Annotated in this window: 9 protein-coding genes; 5 read left to right on the plus strand and 4 right to left on the minus strand. The window is 47.8% G+C overall.

Annotated elements, in window-relative coordinates:
* Both DXA87_RS16935 and DXA87_RS16940 read right to left on the minus strand, forming a co-directional pair.
* Positions 1–500 (minus strand): FAD-dependent oxidoreductase (locus DXA87_RS16935; protein ID WP_348982250.1); only part of this gene is annotated, 500 nt, incomplete at its 3' end.
* A 191-nt stretch (positions 501–691) separates the two neighbouring features.
* Positions 692–1,969, minus strand: coding sequence for an L-serine ammonia-lyase, iron-sulfur-dependent, subunit alpha (locus DXA87_RS16940; protein ID WP_117471328.1), 1,278 nt, complete (start codon positions 1,967–1,969; stop codon positions 692–694).
* 138 nt (positions 1,970–2,107) lie between these two features.
* Here DXA87_RS16940 and DXA87_RS16945 point away from each other — a divergent pair, with 138 nt between their 5' ends.
* Positions 2,108–3,040 carry a LysR family transcriptional regulator gene (locus tag DXA87_RS16945; RefSeq protein WP_158553099.1) on the plus strand — a complete coding sequence of 311 codons (933 nt, stop codon included), beginning with the start codon at positions 2,108–2,110 and terminating at the stop codon, positions 3,038–3,040.
* Here the strand turns inward: DXA87_RS16945 and DXA87_RS16950 are convergent.
* Entirely contained in the window at positions 3,037–4,050 is a 1,014-nt protein-coding gene (locus tag DXA87_RS16950) for a uroporphyrinogen decarboxylase family protein (protein WP_242990637.1), read from the minus strand. The two genes, DXA87_RS16945 and DXA87_RS16950, sit on opposite strands and share 4 nt — an antisense overlap.
* Before the next feature lie 309 nt (positions 4,051–4,359).
* On the opposite strand from DXA87_RS16950, the gene DXA87_RS16955 reads away from it, so the two are divergent.
* From DXA87_RS16955 to DXA87_RS16970, 4 genes are all read left to right on the plus strand, one after another.
* The gene (locus tag DXA87_RS16955; RefSeq protein WP_117471326.1) at positions 4,360–5,388 is read left to right on the plus strand and encodes a tripartite tricarboxylate transporter substrate binding protein; all 1,029 of its coding nucleotides are present in this window, start codon (positions 4,360–4,362) and stop codon (positions 5,386–5,388) included.
* Positions 5,389–5,424: 36 nt separating this feature from the next.
* Positions 5,425–5,895, plus strand: a complete 471-nt coding sequence (locus DXA87_RS16960) for a tripartite tricarboxylate transporter TctB family protein (protein WP_117471325.1) — start codon at positions 5,425–5,427, stop codon at positions 5,893–5,895.
* A gap of 17 nt (positions 5,896–5,912) precedes the next feature.
* On the plus strand, positions 5,913–7,427 hold the full coding sequence (locus DXA87_RS16965; protein WP_117471324.1) for a tripartite tricarboxylate transporter permease: 1,515 nt from the start codon (positions 5,913–5,915) through the stop codon (positions 7,425–7,427).
* Between the two features lie 177 nt (positions 7,428–7,604).
* Positions 7,605–8,924, plus strand: coding sequence for an ATP-binding protein (locus DXA87_RS16970; protein WP_117471323.1), 1,320 nt, complete (start codon positions 7,605–7,607; stop codon positions 8,922–8,924).
* A gap of 151 nt (positions 8,925–9,075) precedes the next feature.
* Here the strand turns inward: DXA87_RS16970 and DXA87_RS16975 are convergent.
* Positions 9,076–10,698: [FeFe] hydrogenase, group A (locus tag DXA87_RS16975; protein WP_117505454.1), on the minus strand; the 1,623-nt coding region annotated here is incomplete at its 5' end.

The raw sequence follows: 10,698 nt of genomic DNA on the forward strand, positions 1-10,698 counted from the left end.
GAGCAGTCGCCGCCCGCGAATACGCCAGGCATGTTTTCAAATGCACCGCTCTTTAAGGTCACGATCTTTCCGCGGGATACCGGGATCCCGGCTTTCTCGAAATGTCCGGACTCGATATCCTGTCCGATCGCCTTGATCAGGACATCACATGGAATGTAGACATCCGGCTCTCCGGTCGGCTTCACGCTGGCGCGGCCGTCCCTGATCGCGCTGATCATCTGCGGGGTCGCGTAGATGCCATGGATCTTGTGGTCTTCCCCGACATTTAAGGACGCTGGAGCCTTTAAGGTCACGATCTCGATCCCCTCCGCGATCGCGCCCTCGATCTCACCCGGCAGCGCCGTCATATCGTTTCTCCGTCTTCTATATAAAATGCTGACTTTCTTCGCTCCAAGTCGTTTTGCCGTGCGGACTGCATCCATGGACACGTTTCCGCCGCCGATGACAACGACTTCCTTTCCGGTCAGGTCGATGATCTCGTCTTTTCCGACACTCCGCAGGAACTGTACCGCGGAGAGAACGCCGTCCGCGTCCTCACCCGGAAGTCCGAACTACCCGTCCCAAAGAACGGTATCGCATATACTATTACTATCTGCACTGATTCCATTCTCCTCAGCATAGCTGAGGGATCAGACTTTTCATAAAAAAGAGGATCTACCAGAAGTCAATGTCCGCTGGCAGATCCTCTTTTTTAATTTCCAAGCATAATATTCAAAATTTCCAAATCCGTGGAGTGCATACCATCTCGTCCCATGCGTCCGATACTTCGGATTGTTTCTTCAACATCATCCTCCACCAGACCTTCACCTGGCTGGAATGCCCTGTCATGTAATCCCATTTTCATTCCAAGAAGCGCAGTTTGAAGGGCTGTCGAAATTTTAGCTGCGCAGGATGATTTCGCGCCATCACACACCATACCTCCAACAGTTGCGATGGTGTTGGTAATTGTCTCACAGACCACTTCATATGGATATCCAAGCATGTAGCAGATACCACAGGCTGCTCCGCATGCGGCACTCACAACGCCACAGTATGCAGACAGACTTCCGATATATTTTTTCTGATGAACTGCGATCAGATTCGAAACTACAAGTCCACGCAAAAGTTTTTCTTTTTCGATGTTTTTCTCCTTCGCGTAAACAATGACCGGCACGCTGACCGTGATCCCCTGATTACCACTTCCGGAATTGATGACCACCGGCATCGGACAGCCGTTCATTCTGGCATCCGAACCTGCGGCCGCAAATGCACGTGCCTTCAGACCCACCGTCGGCTTTTCGTTTCCGTCGATCAGGATTCTTCCAACCTCTGCTCCATACGGATGTTCCAGGCCTTCCCGGCAGATCGCCATATTGCACTCGATCTGGCGATTCAGGATCTCTTCAACATCCTCAATTTTTACTTTATCCGCAAACTCCAGAATATTTTTCACTGTGAGAAGCTGTTTGTCACCTGCCTTATGACCATTTTCCTCATCTGCCTCAGTCTTTTTCAGAACACTCATCCCATCTTTTTCCATCCGGGTGATATTTTTATGGGTCTTCTGAATCTCGACCAGCGCCGTATGCTCTCCGGCGCGCAGTTCCACTACAATGTAAAGAGTCGCCACGCCTTCGATCAGTTTACAGGTACAAAATTTCTGATTTAAAAGCTCTTTTGTCTTCTCCTGATCCTCTTTTGTCACACTCTCAAGCACTGCCAGATCCATATCTGGATCTCCGCCCACGATTCCCAGTACTGCTGCCACATCGATTCCTTTTAATCCGCCGGAGTTCGGTACCGTCACTCCCATGACATTTTTAACGATATTTCCGCTGCAGGACACTACGCATTTCTCCGGCATCTGACCTAACAGTTTCCGCGCTTTTGCTGCCGCGTAGGCGATTGCGATCGGTTCCGTGCAGCCGAGCGCCATAATCAGTTCGTCTTTTAATATTTCAAGATGGTTTGTGTATAATTTCTGGTCCATTTTTTATTTTTCCTCATGATATTTTTAACAGTTTCTTAGCGCTTTTTCTCCTTCTGTTCTTTCTTTTTCGATTATTTTTGCTATAATAATTCATATATTTCATCAATGTTACTGCAGAAAAAATTTAAGGAGCACACTATGAACTTTTTAAATCTCTACTACTTTCGCGTGGCCGCTGAAGAACTCAGTTTCACAAATGCTGCCAAGCGTTTATTTATATCCCAGCAATCCCTCAGCAACCACATTTCCCGCCTGGAAAACGAATTCGGTGTGATCCTTTTTAACCGTACCCAACCGATTACACTCACCGAAGCCGGAAAATCCCTCTATGCAAGTTCCAAGGTTCTGCTTCATCAGAAAGAACAGATTGAAAAAAGCATGCAGGATATCCGGGACTTCCGAAAAGGTGAACTGACTCTCGGAATCAGTACCTCCCGCGGAGCTGTCATGCTTCCAAAGATACTTCCAGAATTCCGCTCTGCCTTTCCCCAGATCAAACTAAATCTTGTAGAAGGTACAACAAAAGAGATCAACCAGGCATTGTTTGAAGGACGGGCAGATCTCTGCATCGGTTTTGCGATCAATGATCCAGAAAAAGTACACGAGGAACTGCTCCATACAGAATCTCTCGTCTGCGTTATTCCAAACTCATTTTTGCCGCGCTATCTGAAGATAGACTCCACTTTGATTCCGGGTTCTGTTCAAAGTTTCAACATTTTTGCCGACTGCCCGTTTATCAAAATGCCGAAACAGACATGGCTGGGCGAAATGTTTGAAAAATGTTGTGAAAGCTACAACATTGAACCGGAAATCCTCCTCGAGACCACCAGTATGTCCACCATGGTTTCCCTCTGTTCTTCCGGAATCGGTGCCATCGTGCTTCCCGAAATCTTCGTCAGCCGCCGTATGACATTCTGGAATTCCTTCGACTGGAAAGAACAGGTGTCTGTCTTTCCGTTAAACTATCCGGCGGGCTACCGGCCGATCACAATCGCTTACATGAAAGACCACTATCTCAGCCGAGCCGCCGATGAATTCATCCGGATGGCACAGGAAAAGTTTTCCTGCTAAGCGTAGATCGGATGGATCTTCGCCTCCACATCATCTTTCGCTTTGCGGATAAATTTTAAAGTTTCCTCATTTAACGGATAGCGGATCACACAACCCGGTGTTAAGATCTGACCGCAGCCACCCATCAGTTTAAAACACTCATAAATCTGATGATGGATGGCATTGCGGTCATCTTTTGTGATATCGGTGCGGTTTAGTCCGCCCATAAGGCATTTTCCAGACTCAAGCGCCGCCTCATCCACTGACGGATATGTCTCCCATGCATGCCAGTTGAAGACCTGTACCGGATAATCCTTCAATATTTCCATCATGATATTACTTCCATGGGCATGCAGTGTGTTCATCCATCCATCTTTCGCCGCATTCAGGACCTCCAAGTCATAAGGAACGCCAAATTCCTTATACTGTTCTGCAGTCATAAAATTATAAGTACTGCTCTGCGCCGCAAAGAAGATTCCGTCCGCACCGGCTTCCAGCGCTGCCCGAGCCATATTGCAGGTCGTCTCCGTAATCACTTTCAGCGCATGATGAACTGCATCCCCGTCACCATTTTCCAGATACTGAAGAAGTGTATTTCCGGACAATTTATTCGCTGTTGTCAACGGGCTGAATATCGTGAAAATGACTGGCACATCCTCATTCTTTACCTTATCGAGAACAAGTTTCAATCCTTTTAATTCTCTCGCAAGACTTCCTTCCTTTACAGAACACGGTTTCAGTTCATACCAGTCCTTCGCTTCGTGGATCGGTGTTTTTGTGACTTTCGCCACTCCGCCTTTCGCAATATCTGAATAATCAATCTCACAACCGAAGTCTTCGATGGCGTACATTCCGTTATTCATAGTCTTTATAAAGTCGATATCATACTTTTTATAAAACTCATATGTCTTTTCCGCTAAAAGTTCCGGATTCAGATCGATTCCCGGAAGATGGGTCCAGAATGAATATGGAAGTTTGTCCGGTTTTTCCCCTGCAATAGCTGCCTGAATTCTCTCTTTCTTTGTCATCATATAGCGACCTCCTTTAGCCGTTCACGTTTTTGTTTTCGATGCCAGTATAAGAATTCAGATTACAAATGTCTAACAAGTTTTGTTCTTTTATTCACAATCATTCAGTTGTAATTCGGTATGTTTTTTGTTCATTTTTTTCTTTTTTATCCATTTTACAGTCATTATATTGTGATATAACACGGAAAAGCTGTTTGTTTTCTGACATAAAATTCACTAGAATGAATGTAACAAAAGCAAACGCGTTTCTTGCTGGACCAGTCTATTATGACGACAAAATTTTTTAGTTCTACTATAAAAGGAGGATCTCACATGAAAAAAATATTTGCACTTGTGACCGCAGGAGCTTTAGCATTATCTCTTAGCGCATGCCAAGCTTCCAGCCAGCAGACAACAGACACCACAACAAAATCTGCTGATTCCACTGATACTGCAGCCGCCAAAAACGATGGTTCTTTCCCAAGCGAAACGATCACTCTCGTCTGCCCGTTCTCAGCCGGCGGCGGAACCGACATTGGTGCCCGCAATCTTGCACAGGCTCTTTCTAAAGTAATGGGAGTCAATGTTGTCGTTGAAAACCAGACAGGATCTGGCGGATGGGTCGCATGGACCGATCTGATCCAGGGCGATTACAAAGACGGTTATACGATCGGTCTGATCAACCATAACTATGCGATGGGTGAGCTTGATCCGGATAACCCTAGAAAATATAATCTCGATGACGTCACTGTCCTTGCAAACCAGGCTCTCGACTACAATGTCATGGCGATCCGTTCTAATGACACACGGTTCTCCGATATTAACAGCTTTATCGAGTACGCCAAATCCAATCCTGTTCTCGTTTCCGCCCAGGCAACAGGAATTACCGACGGAGACGCAACAACTGCTGAATGGTTCAACAAGACCTTCGGAACCCAGATCACCGTTGTTCCGGTAGACGGAGCTTCCGACAGCCGCGGAATGTTCTTATCCGGTGACACAGATATCTTTTTTGCATCCATCTCTGATGTCATGGCTTCCTATCAGTCTGGTGAGATGAAGGTTGCATGCATTTTTTCCGACGAACGCAGTGACTTCATACCTGATGTTCCTACGATCAAAGAGGCAACCGGTGAAGACTTTGTCGCATTCGCAGCTCGCGGATACTTCTATCCGAATGGTGTTCCACAGGATATCGTCGACACGACCACTGACGCATTATTAAAAGCAATGGAAGATCCTGACTATATCGAAAATATGGCTGCTCTTGGTCTTCAGCTCGACAATACCTCCGGTGAGGACTTCAAAGAACTTCTTGAGAGCCAGGTTGAAACCAGAAAAATGATCTGGAACGTACAGTAACTGATCATTCCCACATAAGAAAAGGAGTTTATCCATATGGCAAAAAAGTTTCATCGCGACGTATGGGTAGGAACCGTTCTTCTTATCTTCTGTATCGCAGTGTTCTTTACTGCGGTACAGATTCCTGGACAGGCTTCCTATCTTCCGATCACTCTGTCCCTGTTAATGGGATTATGTTCTGTATTTATTATTCTGAAAGGTCTCCGGCTCACCAAGGAGCAGGATGGGGATTTCCACTACTCCATGACTATAAAGAGCAGTAAATACGCATTCCTGTTCATGTTTTTTATTTTTATCTATTTCCTTGGCTTCCGCTATATCACATACTGGATCGCGACACCGATCTTTATGCTGCTTTCCATGAAATATTTAAAGCTGAAGTCCTGGAAAGTAAACATTGTGATCACCGTTCTCTACACCCTGATCTGTTATGTTGTTTTCGTTATCATTCTTCATCTCCCGATCTATAAAGTCGGCATTCTCGGACAGCTGTTCCGTTATATTTAAGGAAAGGAGCTTATAAAATGGCTGAATATTTATCACTCGCATTGAGTTCGTTCCTCTCCATCGATGTCTTTCTCGGACTGCTCGTTGGTGTTGTAGGCGGAATGATCATCGGAATTATTCCCGGATTGGGACCGTCCGTCGGTATTGCCCTGCTGCTGCCGATCTCATTTTCCATGAGCCCCACAGCTGCCCTTGTCATGATGACCGCAATGTACACAACCGGTGTGTACGGCGGATCCATCACTGCTGTTTTGTGCCATACACCAGGTACCGCGGCATCTGCGGCGACCACACAGGATGGCTATGAAATGACGAAAAAAGGCCGCGGCATGGAGGCCGTGTCCGTCGTAACCATCGCATCCGTTGTCGGTGGTATCATTGGTGCCATCTGCCTGATCTTATTTGCCCCGGCACTCGGAAGAATCAGTCAGATGTTCTCCTGCCTTGAGTATTTCCTCGTTGCCTGCTTCGGTGTTCTCGTCGTTGCCGGACTCACGGGAGATAACCAGGCAAAAGGAATCTTCGCCGCTCTGTTAGGTCTTCTGATCGGCTGCATCGGCATGGACTCCATCAGCGGTGTGTCTCGATTCACGTTCGGACAGCTCTGGCTTGAGGATGGTCTTGACTCCACACCGATCCTGATCGGATTATTCTCAATCTCCCAGGTTCTCATCCTCGTTGAAAAGCTGATGACAGGAACCGGTGCAACCATTGTTGACGACCCGGCAGCTGCCTTAAAGGGAAAGCGTTGGGAAAAAGGCAATGCCGGTCTATTAACTCCTACCATGTTAAAAAGTTCTGTTATCGGTGCATTTATCGGATTTATCCCTGCTGCCGGCTGTTCCATCGCCGCATGGATCAGTTATGGTCTTTCCAAACGGACTTCTAAAAATCCGGAAGAATACGGAAAAGGTTCCATTGTCGGAATTGCTGCCTCTGAGGCCGCAAACAACGCAGCCTGCGGCGGTGCCATGATCCCACTTTTCACTTTAGGTATTCCTGGAAGCCCGGTCACAGCAATCCTTTACGGAGCGCTTCTCATGCATGGCTTACAGCCTGGCAGTGACCTGTTTACAGGTTCTAAGGCTCCAACTACTTATGCGATCTTCCTTGGTTTCCTTTTCGCGAATGTGCTGATGGGAATCATCGGAGTTTCCATGGCAAGACAGATGGCAAGAGTCTGCCTCGTTCCAAACTCTGTTCTCGTTCCGATCATCGTCGCATTATCCTGCATCGGTACTTATGCACTGAGCAACAGCATGTACGAAGTTATCATCATGCTCGTGTTCGGTCTCATCGGATACCTTATGAAAATCTACGGATTTGAACCGGCACCTCTGGTTCTCGGCGTTGTCCTTGCCGATATTCTGGAATCCAACTTCCGCAGAACCTTGATCATGGCTGCACCGAAGGGCGGACTCATCCCGTATTTCTTCTCCCGCCCGATTGCAATCATCATCCTGCTTGTAATCATTGGTTTCGCAATGGTTCCTGTTTTAAAAAACGTACTCACTAAAAAACAGAAGCAGTAATTTTCACTCATCCCCCTCTCTCCGGCAGGATATATTGTCCAGATATCCTGCCGGATCTTTTTATTATTTGTTTATGTTTGCAAAAACTGTCGAAAGCAAAAAGTTTTTGCACTATAATGCAATTACTTGATTATTTCACCAGTTTATGCCATACTAATACTGCAGGAGGTGATAGACATGATAGGTTCCCATGAACTCAGGCAGCGTGACAGTTACCTGAATAAGCTGATAGGTTTTCAAGATACAGAACCGGTCAAAATGATTACTGGTATTCGCCGCTGCGGAAAGTCCAGTCTGTTAAAGCTGATGGTTCAGCATTTGAAAAATACCGGTGTTCTTCCGGAACAGATCCTTGAAATGAATTTTGAATCCTTTGATTTTCGCAGGATGAATGCCGACGATATTTATCGCTATGTAAAAGAACGTATTGTTCCCGGAAAGCGGATGTATCTCTTCTTTGATGAGCTGCAGAGGATCGAAGCATGGGAGGACGCGGTAAACGCCTTCCGTGTAGATTTTGACTGTGACATCTATGTTACCGGGTCAAACGCTTACCTTCTTTCTTCGGAGTATTCCACCTACCTCTCCGGGCGGTGTGTAGAAATCAGAATGCTGCCGCTCTCATTCCGTGAATTTCTTGATTTTCACGGCTTTGAAGTACATGAAATACAAAGTGCGCTCGGGGGACTCCGCAAACAGGTATTCGACAAAAACGGGGAACATTATGAATTGCGTGAGGTATTTGATGCCTATATAAGATTCGGCGGAATGCCGGGAATCGCCGATGTCGGTCTGGATCAGGAAAAAGCACTGTCTCTTCTTGACGGTATCTATTCCACGGTAGTCATCCGTGATATTTTGGAACGTGAAAAACGCAGGGGGCAAAAACAGATCACAGACCCCACGCTTCTGCGCAAGATCATCCTGTTCCTTGCCGACAATATCGGCTCCAGCGTATCCATTTCCTCCATAGGCAACACTTTGATAAACGAGGGGCTCCTTGACGATGGTAAACGCAAGGGCGCTCCTAGCGCACATACTGTGCAGGCATATGTGAATGCACTACTGGAAAGCTATTTTTTCTATGAGATCAAGCGCTTTGACATCAAGGGAAAGGCATACCTCCGCACGTTGGGAAAATACTATATTGTTGACATCGGCCTTCGCAATTATCTGCTGGGCTTCCGTAATCGCGACAGCGGTCATGCCATCGAAAATGTCGTTTACTTTGAATTGCTTCGCAGGGGTTATGATGTAGCGATCGGCAAGATCGGCAGCGCCGAAGTGGACTTTATTGCAACGACAGCCGATGATAAAAAGTATATCCAGGTGACAGAGTCTATGATGAGTGAGGATGTACGCAACCGGGAACTTACACCGCTGCAAAACATCCGTGATAACTACGAAAAAATCGTTTTGTCGCTTGAACCGGGGCTTGATGCTTCCTATGACGGCATCAGATCCGAAAATCTCATAGATTGGCTGCTCAGTCAATAAACGCTGTATTTCAGAGCGCAGCCAAATAAACTCCGCATATTCATTCATGAGCCGTCAAAAGGCATAGCATCCAAGATCTTTCGATACAGGAAAAGCACGCAGACGTTTTGCATCTGCGTGCTTTTCCTGTATCCGTAATTTAACTGACACTTTAATTATTTTTCCAATGCTCCGTATGCAGCAGCATATGCGCCTTATGGGACATCGGCTTTCCAAAGAAATCGCTGTAGATCTCCCTGATATCCGGGTTCTCATGAGAGTAGCGGATATCAGCTTTTGCGTCCAGCGCATAGAGCTTTCTGCCTCTCGCAAACGCCAGCTCCTCACCATCGTGGATCGGCTGTCCGCCTCCGCCGACACAGCCGCCCGGGCAGGCCATGACTTCCACAAAATCATAGTGGACCTCGCCGCGCTCGATCTGCTGTAAAAGTCTTCTCGTGTTTCCGAGTCCGCTGACCGCTGCTGTGCGGAGTTTGATGTCACCGATGGCAAATTCTGCTTCCTGCACTCCTGCATTCTCCTGGAAACCTACGCTGCGGACCGCCTTGAAAGCATCTGCAGGCGGATTCTCGCCTTTTAAGGTAAAATACGCGGTGCGGAGAGCCGCCTCCATGACACCGCCCGTAGCTCCGAAGATCACGCCCGCGCCGGTTCCCGCGTGCATCGGGCTGTCACCAGGGATCTCCACTAAGGTATCCGGGCGGATATGGGCGGAGCGGATCATCTTCACAAGTTCTCTTGTTGTGAGAACCGCATCCACGTCATGTCCGGCATACTCGCCGTAGAAGAGATCCATCTCCCGCTCGCCTTTCTTTGCCACACACGGCATAATGGACAGCGTAAAGATCTGATCCGGAGAAACACCAAGCTTTTCCGCAAAATATGTCTTCATGACCGCACCGAACATCTGCTGCGGGGATTTCGCCGTGGAGAGATAGTTCACCATGTACGGGAACTGGGTCTTCACAAAACGCACCCAGCCGGGGCAGCAGGACGTGAACATCGGTCTCTCCTTCAGTTCGCCGCTCGTAAACCGTTTTATAAACTCTGTGCTCTCCTCCATGATCGTGAGATCCGCAGAAAATACTGTATCAAAGGCGTAGTCCACGCCCATGCGTTTTAAAGCATCAAAGATCTTGCCCACCGGCGCGTCCTCGTCCGTAAGTCCGAGTTCCTCGCCCCAGGCCGCGCGCACCGCAGGGGCAACCTGGGCCACCACGATCTTATCCTTATTCTCGATCGCTTCCCAGACCTTCTCCGTATCGGCTCTCTCGGAGAGCGCTCCAACCGGACAGTGGGTGATACACTGACCGCAGAGAGCACAGTCAGCTTCCCGGATCGTCTTATGTCCCGCCACATTCACGGTCGTTCTGGAACCGGTTCCCTCCACATCCCAGATGCCAAGCCCCTGGATCTTGTCGCAGACCTGCACGCAGCGCATGCACTTGATGCACTTCGCAGAATTACGGATCAGCGGGAAATCCTTATCCCACGGCTGGTATTCCGGTTCCTGCCTGAACGGAATGTCCAGGATATTCAGGTCGCAGGCAACCTGCTGTAACTGGCAGTTCCCGTTTCTCGGACAGACAACGCACCGGTTATCATGCTGGGATAATAATAACTGTACCGTATTTCTTCTATGATTTCTGACCTTCGGGCTGTTGGTGTAGATCACCATGCCGTCCTTCACCATGTTGTTGCAGGATGTGATCAGTTTCTCTTTTCCTTCCAGCTCCACGACGCAGACTCTGCAGGCCGCGATCTCGTTGATCCC

This window comes from Desulfotomaculum sp. OF05-3 (assembly GCF_003435535.1).
GTDB classification, from domain to species: Bacteria; Bacillota; Clostridia; order Lachnospirales; family Lachnospiraceae; genus Pilosibacter; species Pilosibacter fragilis.